Source organism: Citrobacter sp. MGH100, from assembly GCF_001034465.1.
Taxonomy (GTDB): Bacteria; Pseudomonadota; Gammaproteobacteria; order Enterobacterales; family Enterobacteriaceae; genus Citrobacter; species Citrobacter youngae.
In genome coordinates, this window is sequence record NZ_KQ089801.1 from 625,376 (window position 1) to 644,469 (window position 19,094).

Here is a 19,094-nt window from a genome sequence, read left to right on the forward strand (position 1 = left end):
TTATCCTGAAGAAATCAAGCTAACGAAATGTCATTACCAGCATCGGCACGTAAACTGCGCCTCTGGCAATCGAAAAGTGGGAATAAGATAAGTTTTCTTTACTGGGAAGTAAAATCCCGTATGCGCTCAATCGTCAAAATTTCGCCATATTGCCTGAATATCTTCCATCAGATAGCCGCGATAGAGCAAAAAACGCTGGACCTTTACCTTATCTGAAAATTCCACAGGTAAAGGTTCACCGTACTTCCGGACGGCCTGCTCGCGCGCAAGCACTGCCCAGTCAATTTCACACTCGCGCATAGCACGCTCAATGGACTCACGCGCGACCCCTTTCTGATTTAATTCCTGACGCACGCGGGCAGGTCCGTAGCCCTTACGACTGCGGCTGGCGATAAACTGCTGAACGAAGCGGTCATCATCCAGATAGCGACTTTCAATACACCAGGCGATGACCTTGTCGTAATCCTCCGGCGTAGCATCAATGTCTTCCGGTCCATTTTTTCCCATCACCGGAGCGGCCAGCTTGCGCCGCAGTTCCTGCTCACTGTGGTCGCGCATCGCAAGTATTCGCACGGCGCGGTCAAGTAATCGGGAGTAAGCAGAGCGGCGGGAAGTTGAATCTGTCATAGTGAGCCTTCAGAAATGAAAAAGGGCTGCATGATATGCAGCCCTTTACTATATACGATTCAAAACATGCGATTCAAAACAGGTTATCAGAAATCTTCGTTCGTTTCTTTTACGTCTTCACCACTGTCATCAACGGAGAAATCAGGCGTTGAATCCTGGTTATTGAGCAGTAACTCACGTAATTTCTTCTCAATTTCTTTCGCGGTTGCCGGGTTTTCTTTCAGCCAGTTGGTTGCGTTCGCTTTACCCTGACCGATTTTCTCACCGTTGTAGCTGTACCATGCACCCGCTTTTTCAATCAGCTTCTCTTTCACGCCCAGGTCAACCAGTTCGCCGTAGAAGTTGATGCCTTCACCGTAAAGAATCTGGAATTCAGCCTGTTTGAACGGCGCTGCAATTTTGTTTTTCACAACCTTAACGCGGGTTTCGCTGCCAACTACGTTGTCACCTTCTTTCACCGCACCAATACGACGGATATCCAGACGAACAGACGCATAGAATTTCAGGGCGTTGCCACCGGTGGTGGTTTCCGGGTTACCGAACATAACGCCAATCTTCATACGGATCTGGTTGATGAAAATCAGCAGCGTGTTGGACTGCTTCAGGTTACCGGCCAGTTTACGCATTGCCTGGCTCATCATACGTGCCGCAAGGCCCATATGAGAGTCACCGATCTCACCTTCGATTTCAGCCTTCGGCGTCAATGCGGCAACGGAGTCGACCACGATAACGTCAACCGCGCCGGAACGCGCCAGCGCATCACAGATTTCCAGCGCTTGCTCACCGGTATCCGGCTGAGAACACAGCAGATTATCGATATCAACACCAAGCTTACGGGCATAAACAGGGTCCAGCGCGTGTTCCGCATCGATGAACGCACAGGTTTTACCTTCGCGCTGTGCGGCGGCAATAACCTGCAGTGTCAGCGTTGTTTTACCGGAGGATTCAGGCCCGTAGATTTCGACGATACGGCCCATTGGCAAACCGCCCGCGCCCAATGCGATATCCAGAGAAAGCGAACCGGTGGAGATGGTTTCCACGTCCATGGAACGGTCTTCACCGAGGCGCATGATGGAGCCTTTACCGAATTGCTTTTCGATCTGACCCAGCGCTGCCGCCAACGCTTTCTGTTTGTTTTCGTCGATAGCCATTAATTACTCCTGTCATGCCGCTTTCGGGTTAAACCGCGAAACGTGATAGATAATGTTCTGTTGAGGCAATTATACTGTATGCTCATACAGTATCAAGTGTTTTGTAGAAATTGTTGCCACAGGGTTTGTAACGCGTAGACAGTCGCCTGTCGACGTACCGCATCGCGATCGCCGATAAAGCATTCCCGGCGGGTAATCCCCTCGCCGCTTGCGCTGGCAAAGGCAAACCATACCGTCCCCACGGGCTTGTCTTCACTACCGCCATCGGGTCCTGCGATACCGCTAATCGAGACGGCGAAGTCTGCACGGGCGGCTTTTAGCGCGCCAATCGCCATTTCAACGACCACCGGTTCACTCACCGCGCCATGCTGGGCCAGCGTCTCTTCACGCACGCCAATCATCTGCGCTTTGGCTTCATTGCTGTAGGTCACAAACCCGCGTTCAAACCAGGCGGAGCTTCCGGCAATATCCGTAATCGCTTTGGCTACCCAGCCGCCGGTGCAGGATTCCGCCGTCGTCACTGTTGCCCCGCGCGCTTTCAGCGCCAGGCCAACCTGCTCGCTTAACTGCATCAGTTCACTGTCGGTCATTTCAGCCTCTGTCAGTTAAAAAATATGCCGGACAAGATAGCACTTTCATAACCAATATGGGGATGGGGAGAACGTTTTACGAGGGGGGTTCCAAAAATTGCTCCGTTGCACAAATAAGACCTGCCGGATGGCGATGCCAGGACATCTTTTCCGGCCTACAAGAGATATCTTCCGGTAGGCCGGTGGAGCGATTACTGTACGCGCGCCAGCGCCACCGCCTGACCTAACTGCCAGACTGCCATCGCGTAATGCGTGCTGTGGTTGTAGCGGGTGATGGTGTAGAAGTTCGGCAACCCATACCAGTACTGGTAGCCGGTACCGATATCCAGGCGCAGCAGGCTGGCCTGCTGATGATTCCCCAACGACTGCTGCGGCGTCAGGCCCGCGGCGGCAAGCTGAGAAATGCTGTACTGGGTTTTAAAGCCGTTAGCCAGCCCAGGCGCCTGACCATTTGCCGGAACCGCGACCGTATCGCCTTTCACCCAGCCGTGACCTTTGAAATAGTTCGCCACGCTACCGATGGCATCAACCGGATCCCACAGGTTAATGTGCCCATCGCCATTGAAATCAACGGCATATTGTTTATAGGAAGACGGCATAAATTGGCCGTAGCCCATTGCCCCCGCGAAAGAACCTTTCAAATCGAGCGGATCGTCGCTTTCATCTCGCGCCATCAGCAGGAAGGTTTCCAGTTCACCAGAGAAGTATTCCGCCCGACGAGGATAGTTAAACGACAGCGTCGCCAGCGCATCCAGAATCCGCGTTTTACCCATCACGCGGCCCCAGCGAGTTTCTACGCCAATAATACCAACGATAATTTCCGGCGGTACGCCGTATACCTGCCACGCGCGGTTCAGCGCATCTTCGTATTGATTCCAGAACGCCACGCCGTTTTGCACGTTATCCGGCGTGATGAACTGTTTACGATACCGCAGCCATGCGCCGTTAGGTCCGGCTGGCGGTTGCGTCGTCGGCGCCTGGCGGTCCATCAAACGCAATACCGAGTCCAGACGCTTGGCCTGCGACAGGATCTCCTGCAATTGCTGGCGGTCAAAGCCGTGCTTGTTCACCATTTTCTCGATGAACTGCTGTGCATTCGGATTATTGGCGAAGTCGCCGCTTGTTTGCATGACGTTGTGCTGCGGCTCAAGCAGGAAGCCGCCGGATGGCGTACCCGTAGTCGTTTGAGTCTCTGAAGGTTTGGGTTTGCTGCTACAGGCAGCAAGCAGTACGAAAAGGGGGAGTAACGCTACATAACGACGCTTGAACATGAGACATCCATTAAACAAATTCAGCCTGGGGGAAGTATGGTAAAGCATCCTCCGTCATACAAGGAAGCGGTAGTCGCTCTCCTTCACAGAATTTACATCCCCTTTCATCTCTGAGCCGCACATTTGCGAGCACTCACGCAATAACTTTCAAATTAAAATATTTTCCTTTCATTTTGAGATCAAAATAACACTTTTAAATCTTTCGATCTGATTAAAATTGGTTACCGTTTGGCAAGGTAACTAAAATCCCTACAGGAGAGAATAATGATCGACACCATCACACTCGGTGCGGAGTGGTTTATCGGGCTGTTCCAGAAAGGCGGAGAGGTCTTTACCGGCATGGTGACCGGTATTCTTCCACTGCTGATTAGCCTGCTGGTCATCATGAATGCGCTGATTAACTTTATTGGCCAGCAGCGTATTGAACGTTTTGCCCAGCGCTGCGCCGGAAACCCATTGTCCCGCTACCTGCTGCTGCCGTGCATCGGCACATTCGTTTTTTGTAACCCCATGACGCTGAGCCTGGGCCGTTTTATGCCAGAGAGATATAAGCCCAGCTATTACGCAGCAGCGTCCTATAGCTGCCACTCAATGAACGGCTTGTTCCCACACATTAACCCCGGAGAGTTGTTTGTCTATCTGGGGATTGCCAGCGGCTTGACGACGCTGGGCCTCCCGCTCGGCCCGCTCGCGGTGAGCTATTTGCTGGTCGGTCTGGTGACCAACTTCTTCCGTGGCTGGGTGACCGATTTCACCACCGCCATCTTTGAGAAAAAAATGGGCATTCAACTTGAGCAGAAAGTGCATCTGGCGGGAGCAACATCATGACGCGTATTCGTATTGAAAAAGGCACCGGTGGTTGGGGTGGTCCGCTTGAACTGGAAGCAACGCCCGGGAAGAAAATTGTCTATATCACTGCCGGAACGCGCCCGGCGATTGTCGACAAGCTGGCGAACCTGACCGGCTGGCAGGCCGTTGATGGCTTCAAAGAAGGTGAACCACCAGAGAATGAAATCGGTGTAGCGATCATCGACTGCGGCGGCACACTGCGCTGCGGGATCTATCCAAAACGTCGTATCCCGACGGTGAATATTCACGCGACCGGGAAATCCGGCCCTCTGGCACAATACATTATTGAAGATATCTATGTCTCTGGCGTGAAAGAAGAAAATATCACCGTTGTCGGTGAAGCATCCGCTACCCCAACGCCTGTAAACAGCACTATCGGTCGCGATTACGACACCAGCAAAAAAATCACTGAACAGAGCGATGGCCTGCTGGCAAAAGTTGGCATGGGCATGGGTTCAGCCGTTGCAGTGCTGTTCCAGTCTGGGCGCGACACCATCGATACCGTCCTGAAAACTATTTTGCCATTTATGGCGTTCGTCTCGGCACTGATCGGCATCATTATGGCTTCCGGTTTGGGTGACTGGATAGCCCATGGACTCGCACCGTTAGCCAGCCATCCGCTGGGGCTGGTGACCCTGGCGCTGATTTGTTCTTTCCCGCTGCTGTCGCCTTTCCTCGGCCCCGGTGCGGTTATCGCCCAGGTTATCGGCGTTTTGATCGGCGTACAGATTGGTTTGGGGAATATTCCCCCTCATCTGGCGCTACCTGCCCTGTTCGCCATTAACGCTCAGGCTGCATGCGACTTTATTCCTGTCGGGCTGTCGCTGGCCGAAGCGCGTCAGGACACGGTTCGCGTCGGCGTGCCATCCGTTCTGGTGAGTCGTTTTCTCACCGGCGCGCCTACCGTTCTCATCGCCTGGTTTGTTTCCGGCTTTATTTACCAATAAGAGGCACTCAAAAATGACCGTGATTTATCAGACCACCATCACCCGTATCGGCCAGAGCGCCCCGGATGCACTCAGCGACCAGATGTTGATTACCTTTCGTGAAGGCGCGCCAGCGGATATCGAGGAGTTTTGCTTCATTCATTGCCACGGCGAGCTGAACGGTTCGTTGCAAGCCGGGATCCAGTTTGAACTGGGCCAGCATCACTACCCGGTCACCGCCGTTGGCAGCGTAGCGGAACAAAATTTACGTGAACTGGGGCATATCACCCTGCGTTTTGACGGACTGAGCGAAGCGGAATTCCCCGGCACCGTACACGTTGCAGGCCCCGTACCGGACGGTATCGCGCCGGGCTGTATTTTGAAGTTTGTCGCTTAAGAGTAAAGGAGAGAAAAATGAATCAAGTTGCCGTTGTCATTGGTGGAGGCCAGACCCTGGGGGCATTCCTTTGCCGTGGGCTTGCAACAGAAGGTTACCGCGTTGCGGTCGTCGATATTCAAAGCGATAAAGCGGCGAATGTGGCACAGGAAATTAACGCCGAATTCGGCGAAGGCACCGCCTACGGTTTTGGTGCCGATGCCACCAGCGAGCAGAGCGTGCTGGCGCTATCACGCGGAGTGGATGAAATATTTGGCCGTGTCGATCTGCTGGTTTACAGCGCCGGTATCGCTAAAGCCGCATTTATTAGTGATTTTCAGCTTGGGGATTTCGACCGCTCGCTGCAGGTGAATCTGGTCGGCTACTTCCTCTGCGCACGTGAGTTCTCACGCCTGATGATCCGCGATGGCGTTCAGGGGCGCATTATCCAGATCAACTCCAAATCAGGGAAAGTGGGCAGTAAACACAACTCTGGCTATAGCGCGGCAAAATTTGGCGGCGTGGGCTTAACCCAGTCGCTGGCGCTGGATCTGGCGGAATACGGGATCACCGTGCATTCATTGATGCTCGGCAATCTGCTGAAATCACCGATGTTCCAGTCGTTACTACCGCAATATGCGACCAAGCTTGGCCTTAAGCCAGACGAAGTTGAGCAGTACTACATTGATAAGGTTCCACTCAAACGCGGCTGCGATTATCAGGACGTGCTGAACATGCTGCTGTTTTACGCCAGTCCAAAAGCCTCTTACTGCACCGGGCAGTCCATCAACGTGACCGGCGGTCAGGTGATGTTTTAATGTTGAATTGCCGGATGGCGGCTACGCTTATCCGGCAAAATCAAAGGAGTACATTATGGTTTCCGCACTGATTACCGTCGCCGCTATCGCCTGGTGCCTGCAACTGGCGCTCGGTGGCTGGCAAATATCCCGCTTTAATCGGGCTTTCGATAAGCTCTGCCAACGGGGTCGGGTTGGCGTGGGGCGCTCCGGCGGACGTTTTAAACCCCGCGTGGTGATCGCCATTGCGTTAGATGAGCAGCAGCGGGTTACCGATACGTTATTTATGAAAGGTCTTACGGTATTCGCCAGACCCGGCAAAATTGCCACAATAATGGGCAAACATCTTGATGAATTACAGCCTGATGTGATCTTTCCCCATGATCCGCTATCGCAGAATGCACTATCATTAGCGCTTAAACTGAAACATGGGTAATTTCGTTGTGAATGCTAATAGCTTGCGAAATTATCATTTTGCAACCTATAGTCAGGGTAATCACGCCTATGAAACCTCGTCAGCGTCAGGCTGCCATACTGGAGCACCTGCAAAAGCAGGGAAAATGCTCGGTTGAAGAACTGGCCCACTACTTTGACACCACCGGCACGACCATTCGCAAAGACCTGGTCATTCTGGAAAATGCCGGCACCGTCATTCGTACCTATGGCGGCGTGGTATTAAATAAAGACGAATCCGACCCGCCAATCGATCACAAAACGCTAATCAACACGCATAAAAAAGAGCGGATTGCCGAAGCCGCCGTCCGTTTTATTCACGATGGCGACTCGATTATTCTGGATGCGGGCAGCACCGTACTGCAGATGGTGCCGATGCTCACGCGCTTTAGCAACATCACCGTTATGACCAATAGCCTGCACATTGTTAACGCCCTTTCGGAGCTGGACAACGAGCAAACCATCCTGATGCCCGGCGGGACCTTTCGCAAAAAATCTGCGTCATTTCACGGTCAGCTGGCAGAAAACGCCTTTGAGCAGTTCAGCTTTGATAAACTCTTCATGGGCACCGACGGCATTGACCTCAATGCTGGCGTGACCACTTTTAATGAGGTGTTTAGCGTCAGTAAAGCGATGTGTAATGCCGCTCGCGAAGTGATTCTGATGGCTGACTCGTCAAAATTTGGGCGCAAAAGCCCTAATGTTGTATGCAGTCTGGAAAGCGTCGACAAGCTGATTACCGATGCGGGTATCGACCCTGCATTTCGTCAGGCGCTGGAAGCAAAAGGGATTGAAGTAATCATAACCGGAGAAACCAATGAGTGATGCACTACTGAACGCGGGCCGTCAGACGTTAATGCTGGAACTACAGGAAGCCAGCCGTTTGCCTGAGCGACTGGGCGATGATTTTGTCCGCGCTGCCAATACTATCATCCACTGTGAAGGCAAAGTGATTGTCTCCGGGATTGGCAAATCCGGCCATATTGGCAAAAAAATTGCGGCGACCCTCGCCAGTACCGGCACCCCCGCCTTTTTTGTGCATCCGGCAGAAGCGCTGCACGGCGACTTAGGCATGATTGAAAGCCGCGATGTCATGCTGTTTATCTCCTACTCCGGCGGGGCTAAAGAGCTGGATCTCATCATCCCACGCCTGGAAGACAAATCCGTCGCCCTGCTGGCCATGACCGGAAAACCGACCTCACCGTTGTGCCTGGCCGCCAAAGCCGTGCTGGATATTTCCGTTGAGCGCGAAGCCTGTCCGATGCGCCTGGCGCCGACCTCCAGCACCGTTAACACGCTGATGATGGGCGACGCGCTGGCCATCGCCGTGATGCAGGCGCGCGGCTTTAACGAAGAAGATTTCGCCCGCTCGCATCCGGCGGGTGCGCTGGGCGCTCGTCTGTTAAATAAAGTGCATCATCTGATGCGTCGTGACGATGCCATCCCGCAGGTGACGCTTACCACCAGCGTCATGGACGCGATGCTGGAACTTAGCCGTACGGGTCTTGGCCTGGTGGCAGTCTGCGACGACCAGTCACTGGTGAAAGGGGTCTTTACCGACGGCGACCTGCGCCGCTGGCTGGTTGGCGGTGGAGCGCTCACCACTCAGGTTAGCGAGGCGATGACCCACAATGGCGTTACGCTGCAGGCACAGAGCCGCGCGATTGACGCCAAAGAGATCCTGATGAAGCGCAAAATCACTGCCGCACCGGTGGTCGATGAAAACGGTAAACTCACCGGTGCTATCAACCTGCAGGATTTCTATCAGGCCGGTATTATCTAATCCTTCAACCCCAGACGCTTCGCCAGCCGGTGCAGGTTGGCGACGTCTGTTTCCAGCGCCCGCGCACTTGCCGCCCAACTATGGTTATTTTGTGCCAGCGCCCGGCGGATCATCTCCCGCTGGAATGACTCCGTTGCCTCACGCAGATTATGCTGCTGCGGGATCTCTGCAACAACTTCCGCCGCCGGTGTTACTGGCGCTTCATCCTGCAGGGCAAAATGCTGCGCCTCCAGCACCACTTCATCCCCTGCCCTGGTGGCTCTTGCCAGAACGACCGCGCGGTGAATGGCATGTTCCAGTTCACGCACGTTCCCGGGCCAGGCGTAGCTCAACAGATGACTACGCGCACCGGGGCTTAACACCACGCGGGACAGTCCCAGCCGCAGCCGACATTGCTCGCAAAAATAGCCTGCCAGCAGCACCACGTCTTCGCCGCGTTCACGAAGAGGCGGTACCGAAAGGGGAAAGACGCTCAGCCGGTGGAACAAATCCGCACGGAAATTCCCGGCCAACACCTCTTCGCGTAAATCACGGTTCGTCGCCGCCAGCACTCGCACATCCACGCGCAAGCTGCGATCGTCACCCACGCGCTGAATATCGCCGTACTGCAATACGCGCAGCAGCTTAGCCTGTAGCGCCAGCGAGAGTTCACCTATCTCGTCGAGAAATAGCGTCCCATTGTCGGCCATTTCAAACTTACCGCTACGATTGCTGATAGCCCCGGTAAACGCGCCTTTTACGTGACCAAACAGTTCGCTTTCGGCAACGCTTTCCGGCAACGCCGCGCAGTTCAGATACACCAGTGGATTCACCGCGCGCGGCGAACCTTCATGGATAGCTTTAGCCACCAGCTCCTTCCCGGTCCCTGTTTCGCCGCTAATCAGCACGTTGAGATCGGACCCCGCCACAATCTCAATCTCTTTTTTCAACTGCATCATATTGGGCGACAGGCCAATCATCTGGGTTTCCGTCACCTGCTCAAAGTTGGTTGACGAACCTGGCAGCATATTCTGGCTTTCCAGCTGTTCAATCAGCAGCGCATTGCTCAATGCGCCAGCCGCCAGTGCGGCAATCAGCCTAAGCTCCTCATCGCTGAAAACATCGAACTGATCCGGTTCCATGCCATCCAGCGTTAACGCACCAATCAAATTTTGACCGGCGAACAACGGCAACCCAATACAGGCATGTACCTTCAGACTCTCCTGCCCCGGAATCAGACCATCATACGGGTCTGGCAAATCGCTGTCGGCAGGGAAACGAACCACGTCCCCGGCGCGGGCAATCGCCTCCAGACGCGGATGCCCTTCCAGAGTAAAGCGTCTGCCGAGAACATCCTGCGCCAGCCCATCGATCGCCAGCGGAATAAACTGTCGCGACTCGTAGCGCAGCAGTGCCGACGCGTCGCACTCCAGCACCTGACGCAAGGTGGTTATCAGGCGCTGAAAACGGTCCTGATGCCCAATACCGCTTTGTAATTCAATGGCGATGCCCGCCAGCACGTCTACGGAAAAGCTCATGGCTACCTCATTGTCATTTTGACAATTCATATTGTCATATTGACAATAAAACATATAGTCATTTTGACTACCACCTTATAGGTGTAAAAATATTAATCCTTTAAAATCAAACAAATAAAAAGTTGGCACGCAACCTGCAATTAGCAAAACATCTTTTTTGAAAAACGCTGAATTAATTGAGGTTGTTATGTCTATTCTGGTTAAAAATAACATTCATTGGGTTGGCCAACGTGACTGGGAAGTGCGTGATTTCCACGGAACTGAATACAAAACGCTGCGCGGCAGCAGCTACAACAGCTATCTCATCCGTGAGGAAAAAAATGTCCTGATCGATACCGTAGACCACAAGTTTAGCCGTGAATTCGTGCAGAACCTGCGCAGTGAAATTGACCTCGCGGATATCGACTACATCATCATTAACCATGCAGAAGAAGACCACGCCGGGGCGCTGACCGAGCTGATGTCCTGCATCCCGGACACGCCGATTTACTGCACAGCCAACGCCATTGACTCTATCAACGGGCACCACCATCACCCGGAATGGAACTTTAACGTGGTGAAAACCGGTGATTCGCTGGACATTGGTAACGGCAAGCAGCTGATCTTCGTTGAAACGCCGATGCTGCACTGGCCGGACAGTATGATGACCTACATGACCGGCGATGCGGTGCTGTTCAGTAACGACGCCTTCGGTCAGCACTACTGTGACGAACGCCTGTTTAACGACGAAGTTGACCAGACCGAGCTGTTCGAACAGTGCCAGCGCTACTATGCCAACATCCTGACGCCGTTCAGCCGTCTGGTGACGCCGAAAATTACTGAGATCCTCGGCTTCAACCTGCCGGTCGATATGATTGCCACTTCCCACGGCGTGGTATGGCGCGACAACCCAACACAAATCGTTGAGCTGTACCTGAAATGGGCGGCGGATTATCAGGAAGACCGCATCACCATTTTCTACGACACTATGTCCAACAACACCCGCATGATGGCGGACGCGATTGCCCAGGGCATCAACGAAGTTGACCCGAATGTAGCGGTGAAAATCTTTAACGTCGCCCGTAGCGACAAAAACGAAGTTCTGACCAACGTCTTCCGCTCTAAAGGCGTGCTGGTCGGGACTTCCACAATGAACAACGTGATGATGCCGAAAATCGCCGGTCTGGTGGAAGAGATGACCGGCCTGCGTTTTCGTAACAAGCGTGCCAGCGCCTTTGGTTCACACGGCTGGAGCGGCGGTGCGGTAGACCGTTTGTCCACGCGTTTGCAGGATGCGGGCTTTGAAATGTCCCTGAGCCTGAAGGCCAAATGGCGTCCTGACCTCGATGCGCTGGAACTGTGCCGCCAGCACGGCCGTGAAATCGCGCGTCAGTGGGCATTGGCTCCATTGCCGGAAACAACCGTGAAAGCCGTCGCCCAGGAAGAAGCCTGTGCCTGTGCCGCTGCGGCTGCCGCCGATCTTGGTCCCAGCATGCAGTGCAGCGTGTGCCAGTGGATTTACGATCCAGCAAAAGGTGAACCGCTGCAGGACGTTGCACCGGGTACGCCGTGGAGCGACGTGCCGGATAACTTCCTGTGCCCGGAATGTTCATTAGGTAAAGACGTCTTTGACGTACTGGCAACGGAGGCAAAATGAGCCACGGAATTGTCATCATTGGTTCGGGCTTTGCCGCCCGCCAGTTAGTCAAAAATATCCGTAAACAGGATGCGGCTGTTCCGCTGACCCTGATTGCCGCGGACAGCATGGATGAGTACAACAAGCCCGATCTCAGCCACGTTATCAGTCAGTCACAGCGTGCAGACGACCTCACCCGCCAGTCGGCGGGGGAGTTTGCCGAACAGTTTAATTTGCGCCTGTTCCCACATACCTGGGTAACCGACATCGACGCCGATGCCCACGTAGTGAAAAGTCAGGACAAGCAGTGGCAGTACGACAAACTGGTGCTGGCGACGGGGGCTTCAGCCTTTGTACCTCCGGTTAGCGGGCGTGAGTTAATGCTTACATTGAACAGCCAACAAGAGTACCGCGCCTGTGAAACGCAGCTGCGTGACGCCCGGCGGGTACTGATTGTTGGCGGTGGCCTGATTGGTAGCGAACTGGCGATGGATTTCTGTCGTGCAGGTAAAGCGGTGACGCTTATCGACAACGCCGCCAGCATTCTGGCCTCGCTGATGCCGCCGGAAGTCAGCAGTCGCTTACAGCATCGTCTGACCGATATGGGGGTCCATCTGCTGCTGAAATCACAGCTTCAGAGTCTGGAGAAAACCAGTACCGGTATTCGCGCCACGCTCGATCGTAGCCGCAACGTCGAAGTCGATGCGGTGATTGCCGCCACCGGCCTGCGCCCGGAAACCGCACTGGCGCGTCGCGCCGGATTGAACATCAATCGTGGCGTCTGCGTCGACAGCTACCTGCAGACCAGCCACCCGGACATTTATGCCCTCGGCGACTGTGCGGAAATTAACGGTCAGGTCCTGCCGTTCCTGCAGCCGATTCAGTTGAGCGCCATGTATCTGGCGAAAAACCTGCTCGGCGGCAATGCGCCATTGAAACTGCCAGCCATGCTGGTAAAAGTCAAAACACCAGAGCTGCCTTTGCATTTGGCCGGGGAAACTCAGCGCCGCGATCTGAATTGGCACATCGCCGCCGAAGCACAGGGGATGGTCGCCAGAGGGATGAACGACGAAGGCCAGCTGTGTGCGTTTGTCGTCAGTGAAGACCGCATGAAAGAGGCCTTTGCGCTGCTGAAAACGTTGCCCGTGTAAGTCTGTGATGCCGGATGGCGCCACTTCGCGTCTTATCCGGCCTACGACTTTGCCCGGCAACGCTGCTACTGATTTATTAACCTCACGCACATGGATGTGCGTTGCCACTTGTCGGTATGCCCCGACATGTTTTTCTTGCCCCGCCAGTCCCGGGGCTTTTTTTATTTTTGCGTCAACACCCGCGCCGCAGCAATCACGCCCTGCCCCAATGACAATCCGCCGTCGCCCGCCGGTAAACGCTGTGGGAACAGTAAGGTAAAATCACGCAGATAAAACGCCAGCCGGGATGACAATAAGCGGTTATGCATCACGCCGCCGCTGAAGACTAACGTTTTAATTCCGCGCGTTTCGGCCTGCTCACGCATCAGTGTGGCAAACCCACGCGCCAGCGCGTCGTGAAATGCCCACGCTCTTTCAGCAGGGGCGGTCTGCCAGGTTAGCCATTGCTGCCAAAAAATCGCTAAGTCCAGTTGATTGCCATTAAGCGGCACCGTAACAGGGTGATCAACGCCTGCACACTGCGATGCCAGCGCCTCCAGCGCGCAGGCAGCCTCACCTTCATAACTCAACGATTCCGGCGCACAATGCAACGCGGCGGCAACCGCATCAAACAAGCGTCCGCACGACGATGCCAGCGGGGCATTGATTCCCCGCTCGATGGCGCGCGCCAGTACGTTCCAGTTTTGATGTTGCAGCGCCGATGTTTCCGGATAACGCTGCCAGTCAGGAACAAAACGCAGGCACTGCGCGAGCAGATTGCGCCATGGCTGTTTTGCCGCTAAATCGCCACCCGCCAACGCTACCGCCGGTAAGCCGCCAAGGTGTTCGCATTCACGATAGTTGACCCGCAGACATTCGCCGCCCCACAGCTCGCCATTTTCCCCCATGCCGATGCCGTCCAGCGTCAGAGCAATCACGTCGCCGCCATCGAGCGGCCAGCCGTGCTCGGCAAGACATGCAGCGGCATGAGCATGGTGATGCAGTACCGTTTCGGTTGGCAGATTCATCTCGCTGGCCCACTGGCTGGAAACATAGCCAGGGTGCGCATCATGCACGATACGCTGTGGCATAAAATCATAAATATTCTGGATCAGGCGTAGCGCATCACGCCACTGCTGCTGAATGCCGTCATCGCTGAGATCGCCTAAATGCTGGCTGATAACCGCCTGTTCGCCACGCACCAGGCAGAAGGTATTTTTCAGATCCGCGCCTAAGCACAGCATCGGCGGCACGTCGCGAAATCCTGGCGGCAGCGCGACCGCATCCGGAACGTAACCCCGGGAACGACGCAGCATTTCCCCGCTATCACGCACCACGGAGTCATCCATCCGCTGCACAATTTCGCGGTTATGCAGCAGGAAACCATCAGCAATCGCACTTAAATCTTCCAGCGCCTGGGCATTGGTAATGGCCGGAGGCCTGCCGCTGAGGTTGCCGGAGGTCATTACCAGCGGACAATTCATCTCTTGTAAGAGCAGATGCTGCAACGGATTCGCTGGCAGCATAACGCCTACTTCCGTTAACCCTGGCGCAATGCCCTCGCTCAATGCAGCGACATAGCGTTTCTGCATCAGCACGATTGGCGCGGCAGGGGTTGTCAGCAAATGACGTGCGGGTTCAGGTAATCCGTCATCAGCAGGCAGCATTACCGCCAGCGGTTTCGCCGGACGGTGTTTACGCAGCCTGAGCAGTGCGACGGCGTCATCATTGCGCGCATCGCACACCAGATGAAAGCCGCCAATGCCTTTCACGGCCACAATGCCGCCCGCTTTCAGCTGTGCCACCGCCGCCTGCAGGGCGTCTTCTTTTTCAGCCCGCACGTCAGTACTGATCCATTCCAGATGCGGGCCGCATGCCGGACAGGCAACAGGCTGGGCATGGAAGCGACGGTCATACGGGTCACGATACTCTTTGTCGCATTGCGCACAGAGCGGGAACGACGCCATCACGGTCAACGGACGGTCATACGGCATGGCGCGGATAATGGTAAAACGTGGGCCGCAGTGGGTGCAGTTGATAAAGGGATAACGATAGCGGCGTTCGCCGGGAGTGTTCATTTCAATCAGACATTCGGGGCAGGTCGCGGCGTCCGGAACGATCTGCGTATTCATCGAACCGCCAGCGCTTTGACGAATCGAGAAATCGGCAGGCTGCTGCGTCCAGACGAACGGTTCGCTCTCAACGCTGTCAATGCGCGCCAGCGGTGGGCAGTGTTGATGTAACTGCGCAATAAACTCCGCCGGATCTTCCTGCAAGCGCACAACCACACCGTCACCGTCGTTACACACGTCGCCATGCAGCTGTAACCGTTGCGCCAGTTGCCAGACGTAGGGGCGAAATCCGACGCCCTGTACCTTGCCGCGAATACGCAACTGTACGCCGGAGGGGGTGTTTATTGTCATTAGATTTTTCCCGCAGTCATCAATCCCGGTTAGCCTGATGGCGCGATGCTTATCAGGCCTACGGGGATGCGAACAGTAGGCCGGATAAGGCGAAGCCGCCATCCGGCATAAGTACTACCGTATTTTACGCGGATTTGCAGATATCAGAACAGCAAAGATGCGGTGGAATCCAGCGCCGCGCGACGGCGTTTTTCCGCGCTCAGTTGCTCAAGCTTGTTGCGATCCACATAAATCAGCGCGTGAGTCGGGCAGACTTCCATACAGGCAGGACCGGCCTCACGGTGGTGGCACAGGTCGCACTTATTGGCTTCGGCTTTTTCTGCACGGACGTTCAGACCCGCGCCGCTGTTACGCACAACCGGACGCACGACCACTTCCATTGCGCCGTAAGGACAAGCCACAACGCAAGTTTTACAGCCAATGCAGCGTTCCTGCATTACGTGAACAAAACCTTTATCACGGCTGATCGCACCGTTCGGGCAGACGTTAGCGCACGGCGCGTCTTCACACTGGCGGCACAGCGTCGCCGTGGAGACATTAACGCCTTTGATGACGTGAATGCGGGGTAAAAAAGTTTCAGGGGTCAGCGATGCGCAGTCCTGGTTATCCTGATGGGATACCACGCAGGCCACTTCACAGGTACGGCAACCAATGCATTTATTGGCGTCTGCAATGATGAAACGGTTCATCAATTTCTCCAGCAATGACAGAATATCTGCCGAAGCATTCACAAATCGTGCCAGATTTTAATTTACTGTTATTAAAGGATTTTTATTATAATGAATACAAGGATGGCGTGTCATCGTCACTAGTGACGATGACAAATGACAGCCGTCAGCGCTAAGCGGGCGGCGCAACAGAGTCGCGCTGGATGAGTTCACCGGTGAAAGTCTTTGGCGGCGTAAACGCCCCGTCACCCAACATAAAGATCAGGCGCCCAATCGTTTCCTGAATCATTTCTGTTACCGGAATTTTTACGCTGGAAAGCGCCGGAATAGTGTATGGCGCGAGGGTGATATCATCGAAGCCAATCACCGACACCTGTAAAGGCACCCGCACACCATGGGCGTGTAACTGCTTCATCGCGCCGATCGCCATATCGTCATTGCTGGCCACCAGCGCGGTAAAATTGACCTTACGTGAAAGCAACGCATCAACGCCCGCAGCACCGCAGGCTGGCGTCCACTTTCCCTTAACAATCAAGTCATTATTAAGCGCAATACCATGATGTGCCAGCGCGTCTTTATAACCTGAAAGTCGCTCCACGCCGGTTGGAGAATCCATCGAGCCAGTAATAAAACCAATCTCTTTATGCCCGGCGGCAATGAGCTGAGTAACGGCGTTAAAGCTGGTCTGCTTTTGATCACACCATACGCTGTGGCTACTGTTTTTCCGCAGGCGTCGGTTAAGCACCATAATCGGCTGAGTATGGGCGTCGATGATATCGTCTATCTCATCCACGCTGAGAAAACGCGGATAAATCATAATCGCGTCGCAGCGTAAGTCCAGAAGGTACTGGATCGCCTGGCGTTCTTCCTCAGCGCTGTGCTTACCGTCAGCCAGCAACAGCTGACGCCCCTTATCCTCCGCCATGCGTGCGGTATGAAACAACAGTTCGCTGAAATAGACGCCGTGATAAAGGGTGTTCGTCACCACCAGTCCCAGCGTCTGCGTGGTTTTCGCCGCCAGGCTACGCGCCAGCAAGTTAGGGCGATAACCACTCTCTTCAATGGCCTGAAACACGCGGTCTTTGGTCTCCTGGCTGACATAGCCGTTTCCGGAAAGCACCCGGGAAACTGTCGCTTTCGACACCCCGGCACGCTTCGCCACCTCCAGCATCGTGGTCATATTACTCATCCCTATTCTCTCAATGTGACGCAGTGTACTGCACCGTTTCGCCGCTGTCCTTGCTGCTAAATCGCAGACGCTGATATCTGGTGATCGGAGTCACAATTACAAAAAATGATCAAAATTAAATCTTGCTCACTACTAATATTTTAAACATTATTTTGTGGAACCGGTTTCCTATCTGCGTTTCATAACCCAGAAAAGCGACCCAACGTAAACGGATAAAACATAACGTACCCTACTGATAAAACAGGATTAAATCCGATGTCCAAGAATTATGCAGCGCTGGCGCGCTCCGTTGTGACGGCTCTGGGAGGCGTCGACAACATCACAGCAGTGACCCACTGTATGACCCGTTTGCGTTTCGTTATCAAAGATGACTCGCAGGTCGACAGCGCGACGCTGAAGACACTCTCTGGCGTGCTCGGCGTGGTGCGCAACGAGAACCAGTGCCAGGTGATCATCGGCAACACCGTTTCGCAGGCGTATCGCGAAGTGGTCAGCCTGTTGCCTGCCAATATGCAGCCTGCTGAGCCGCAAACCAAACCCCAACTGACGCTGAAGCGGATTGGTGCGGGGATCCTTGATGCGCTGATCGGCACAATGTCGCCGTTGATCCCGGCAATTATCGGCGGATCAATGCTCAAGCTGCTGGCAATGATCCTCGAAATGACCGGCGTGCTGGAGAAAGGATCGTCCACGCTCACCATTCTGACCGTTATCGGTGACGGCGCATTTTTCTTCCTGCCGCTGATGGTCGCTGCGTCGGCCGCTATCAAATTCAAAACCAACATGTCACTGGCAATCGCCATCGCGGGTGTACTGGTGCATCCCAGCTTCATCGATCTGATGGCGAAGGCTGCGCAGGGTGAGCACGTTGAGTTTGCCCTGATCCCGGTGACGGCGGTGAAATATACCTACACGGTGATCCCGGCGCTGGTGATGACCTGGTGCCTGTCATACATCGAACGTTGGGTGGATCGCATCACTCCGGCAGTCACCAAAAACTTCCTGAAACCAATGCTGATCGTGCTGATCGCCGCGCCGCTCGCCATCGTCATCATTGGCCCGATCGGCATCTGGATCGGTAGCGCAATTTCAGCGCTGGTGTATACCATTCACGGCTATCTCGGTTGGCTGTCAGTGGCCATTATGGGCGCATTGTGGCCGCTGCTGGTAATGACCGGTATGCACCGTGTCTTTACGCCAACCATTATTCAGACCATTGCCGAAACCGGAAAAGAAGGCATGGTGATGCCGTCGGAAATCGGTGCCAACTTGTCGCTCGGCGGCTCGTCGCTGGCGGTGGCATGGAAAACCAAAAACCCGGAACTGCGTCAAACGGCGTTAGCGGCAGCCGCCTCCGCCATTATGGCGGGGATTTCCGAACCCGCGCTGTATGGCGTGGCGATCCGCCTGAAACGTCCGCTGATTGCGAGCCTTATCAGCGGTTTTATCTGCGGTGCCGTTGCCGGAATGGCCGGACTTGCAAGCCACTCCATGGCGGCTCCTGGCCTGTTCACCAGCGTCCAGTTTTTCGATCCGTCCAATCCGATGACCATCGTCTGGGTATTTGGCGTGATGGCGCTGGCGGTAGTGCTTTCCTTTGTATTAACGCTGATTCTCGGCTTTGAAGATATCCCTGTCGAAGATGCAGCCGCGCAGGCCAGAAAAAATCAGGCCGCACAACCGGGCAATATCAATGGAGCCAGCATTTGACTGGTATGAACTGAGGTTA

General features: G+C 54.6%; 18 protein-coding genes. 10 read left to right on the top strand and 8 right to left on the bottom strand.

Annotation, left to right across the window (positions count from 1 at the left end; all coding sequences use genetic code 11):
- Positions 1-126 precede the first annotated feature (126 nt).
- The 4 genes from recX to mltB all read right to left on the bottom strand — a co-directional run bounded on the left by recX (position 127) and on the right by mltB (position 3,639).
- Positions 127-627 (bottom strand): recombination regulator RecX, encoded by a 501-nt coding sequence (gene recX / locus SK32_RS14560; RefSeq protein ID WP_048213014.1) that lies wholly within the window; start codon positions 625-627, stop codon positions 127-129.
- Positions 628-713: 86 nt separating this feature from the next.
- Positions 714-1,778 (bottom strand): recombinase RecA, encoded by a 1,065-nt coding sequence (recA, locus tag SK32_RS14565; protein WP_003037330.1) that lies wholly within the window; start codon positions 1,776-1,778, stop codon positions 714-716.
- A 92-nt stretch (positions 1,779-1,870) separates the two neighbouring features.
- Complete coding sequence (gene pncC / locus SK32_RS14570) at positions 1,871-2,368, bottom strand: nicotinamide-nucleotide amidase (protein WP_048213015.1); 498 nt, start codon at positions 2,366-2,368, stop codon at positions 1,871-1,873.
- Between the two features lie 191 nt (positions 2,369-2,559).
- Entirely contained in the window at positions 2,560-3,639 is a 1,080-nt protein-coding gene (gene mltB / locus SK32_RS14575) for a lytic murein transglycosylase B (RefSeq protein WP_048213016.1), read from the bottom strand.
- Between the two features lie 264 nt (positions 3,640-3,903).
- On the opposite strand from mltB, the gene srlA reads away from it, so the two are divergent.
- The 7 genes from srlA (at position 3,904) to gutQ (ending at position 8,823) form a co-directional block, all read left to right on the top strand.
- Positions 3,904-4,467 (top strand): PTS glucitol/sorbitol transporter subunit IIC, encoded by a 564-nt coding sequence (srlA, locus tag SK32_RS14580; RefSeq protein ID WP_048213017.1) that lies wholly within the window; start codon positions 3,904-3,906, stop codon positions 4,465-4,467.
- Positions 4,464-5,435 (top strand): PTS glucitol/sorbitol transporter subunit IIB, encoded by a 972-nt coding sequence (gene srlE, locus SK32_RS14585; RefSeq protein WP_048213018.1) that lies wholly within the window; start codon positions 4,464-4,466, stop codon positions 5,433-5,435. The genes srlA and srlE overlap by 4 nt, the downstream gene beginning before the upstream one ends.
- 13 nt (positions 5,436-5,448) lie before the next feature.
- Positions 5,449-5,811, top strand: coding sequence for a PTS glucitol/sorbitol transporter subunit IIA (srlB, locus tag SK32_RS14590; RefSeq protein ID WP_048213019.1), 363 nt, complete (start codon positions 5,449-5,451; stop codon positions 5,809-5,811).
- Positions 5,812-5,828: 17 nt separating this feature from the next.
- Entirely contained in the window at positions 5,829-6,608 is a 780-nt protein-coding gene (gene srlD, locus SK32_RS14595; RefSeq protein WP_003037345.1) for a sorbitol-6-phosphate dehydrogenase, read from the top strand.
- Between the two features lie 55 nt (positions 6,609-6,663).
- Positions 6,664-7,023: a transcriptional regulator GutM gene (gutM, locus tag SK32_RS14600; RefSeq protein ID WP_048213020.1), complete on the top strand. Its 360-nt coding sequence runs from the start codon at positions 6,664-6,666 to the stop codon at positions 7,021-7,023.
- 68 nt (positions 7,024-7,091) lie between these two features.
- Positions 7,092-7,865, top strand: coding sequence for a glucitol operon DNA-binding transcriptional repressor SrlR (gene srlR, locus SK32_RS14605; RefSeq protein ID WP_048213021.1), 774 nt, complete (start codon positions 7,092-7,094; stop codon positions 7,863-7,865).
- The gene (gutQ, locus tag SK32_RS14610; protein WP_048213022.1) at positions 7,858-8,823 is read left to right on the top strand and encodes an arabinose-5-phosphate isomerase GutQ; all 966 of its coding nucleotides are present in this window, start codon (positions 7,858-7,860) and stop codon (positions 8,821-8,823) included. Before srlR ends, gutQ begins: the two co-directional genes overlap by 8 nt.
- Here the strand turns inward: gutQ and norR are convergent.
- Positions 8,820-10,340, bottom strand: a complete 1,521-nt coding sequence (gene norR / locus SK32_RS14615; protein WP_048213023.1) for a nitric oxide reductase transcriptional regulator NorR — start codon at positions 10,338-10,340, stop codon at positions 8,820-8,822. The genes gutQ and norR overlap by 4 nt on opposite strands.
- Positions 10,341-10,527: 187 nt before the next feature.
- Between norR and norV the strand changes: the two genes are divergently transcribed.
- A complete protein-coding gene (norV, locus tag SK32_RS14620) occupies positions 10,528-11,976 on the top strand; it encodes an anaerobic nitric oxide reductase flavorubredoxin (RefSeq protein WP_048213024.1) in 1,449 nt (482 codons plus the stop codon).
- Positions 11,973-13,106: an NADH:flavorubredoxin reductase NorW gene (gene norW / locus SK32_RS14625; RefSeq protein WP_048213025.1), complete on the top strand. Its 1,134-nt coding sequence runs from the start codon at positions 11,973-11,975 to the stop codon at positions 13,104-13,106. Before norV ends, norW begins: the two co-directional genes overlap by 4 nt.
- A gap of 161 nt (positions 13,107-13,267) precedes the next feature.
- Here norW and hypF read toward each other — a convergent pair whose 3' ends face one another.
- The 3 genes from hypF to SK32_RS14640 all read right to left on the bottom strand — a co-directional run bounded on the left by hypF (position 13,268) and on the right by SK32_RS14640 (position 17,356).
- Positions 13,268-15,508, bottom strand: a complete 2,241-nt coding sequence (gene hypF / locus SK32_RS14630; protein WP_048213026.1) for a carbamoyltransferase HypF — start codon at positions 15,506-15,508, stop codon at positions 13,268-13,270.
- 143 nt (positions 15,509-15,651) lie between these two features.
- Positions 15,652-16,197, bottom strand: coding sequence for an electron transport protein HydN (gene hydN, locus SK32_RS14635; RefSeq protein ID WP_003037366.1), 546 nt, complete (start codon positions 16,195-16,197; stop codon positions 15,652-15,654).
- 151 nt (positions 16,198-16,348) lie between these two features.
- Positions 16,349-17,356 (bottom strand): LacI family DNA-binding transcriptional regulator, encoded by a 1,008-nt coding sequence (locus tag SK32_RS14640; protein WP_048213491.1) that lies wholly within the window; start codon positions 17,354-17,356, stop codon positions 16,349-16,351.
- 264 nt (positions 17,357-17,620) lie between these two features.
- On the opposite strand from SK32_RS14640, the gene ascF reads away from it, so the two are divergent.
- The gene (ascF, locus tag SK32_RS14645) at positions 17,621-19,075 is read left to right on the top strand and encodes a PTS cellobiose/arbutin/salicin transporter subunit IIBC (RefSeq protein WP_048213027.1); all 1,455 of its coding nucleotides are present in this window, start codon (positions 17,621-17,623) and stop codon (positions 19,073-19,075) included.
- The last annotated feature ends 19 nt before the right edge of the window (positions 19,076-19,094 follow it).

Excerpts from the sequence above, each read along its gene's own strand:
- recX (WP_048213014.1), bottom strand. The coding sequence starts at position 627 with ATGACAGATTCAACTTCCCGCCGCTCTGCTTACTCCCGATTACTTGAC.
- recA (WP_003037330.1), bottom strand. The coding sequence starts at position 1,778 with ATGGCTATCGACGAAAACAAACAGAAAGCGTTGGCGGCAGCGCTGGGT.
- pncC (WP_048213015.1), bottom strand. The coding sequence starts at position 2,368 with ATGACCGACAGTGAACTGATGCAGTTAAGCGAGCAGGTTGGCCTGGCG.
- mltB (WP_048213016.1), bottom strand. The coding sequence starts at position 3,639 with ATGTTCAAGCGTCGTTATGTAGCGTTACTCCCCCTTTTCGTACTGCTT.
- srlA (WP_048213017.1), top strand. The coding sequence starts at position 3,904 with ATGATCGACACCATCACACTCGGTGCGGAGTGGTTTATCGGGCTGTTC.
- srlE (WP_048213018.1), top strand. The coding sequence starts at position 4,464 with ATGACGCGTATTCGTATTGAAAAAGGCACCGGTGGTTGGGGTGGTCCG.
- srlB (WP_048213019.1), top strand. The coding sequence starts at position 5,449 with ATGACCGTGATTTATCAGACCACCATCACCCGTATCGGCCAGAGCGCC.
- srlD (WP_003037345.1), top strand. The coding sequence starts at position 5,829 with ATGAATCAAGTTGCCGTTGTCATTGGTGGAGGCCAGACCCTGGGGGCA.
- gutM (WP_048213020.1), top strand. The coding sequence starts at position 6,664 with ATGGTTTCCGCACTGATTACCGTCGCCGCTATCGCCTGGTGCCTGCAA.
- srlR (WP_048213021.1), top strand. The coding sequence starts at position 7,092 with ATGAAACCTCGTCAGCGTCAGGCTGCCATACTGGAGCACCTGCAAAAG.
- gutQ (WP_048213022.1), top strand. The coding sequence starts at position 7,858 with ATGAGTGATGCACTACTGAACGCGGGCCGTCAGACGTTAATGCTGGAA.
- norR (WP_048213023.1), bottom strand. The coding sequence starts at position 10,340 with ATGAGCTTTTCCGTAGACGTGCTGGCGGGCATCGCCATTGAATTACAA.
- norV (WP_048213024.1), top strand. The coding sequence starts at position 10,528 with ATGTCTATTCTGGTTAAAAATAACATTCATTGGGTTGGCCAACGTGAC.
- norW (WP_048213025.1), top strand. The coding sequence starts at position 11,973 with ATGAGCCACGGAATTGTCATCATTGGTTCGGGCTTTGCCGCCCGCCAG.
- hypF (WP_048213026.1), bottom strand. The coding sequence starts at position 15,508 with ATGACAATAAACACCCCCTCCGGCGTACAGTTGCGTATTCGCGGCAAG.
- hydN (WP_003037366.1), bottom strand. The coding sequence starts at position 16,197 with ATGAACCGTTTCATCATTGCAGACGCCAATAAATGCATTGGTTGCCGT.
- SK32_RS14640 (WP_048213491.1), bottom strand. The coding sequence starts at position 17,356 with ATGACCACGATGCTGGAGGTGGCGAAGCGTGCCGGGGTGTCGAAAGCG.
- ascF (WP_048213027.1), top strand. The coding sequence starts at position 17,621 with ATGTCCAAGAATTATGCAGCGCTGGCGCGCTCCGTTGTGACGGCTCTG.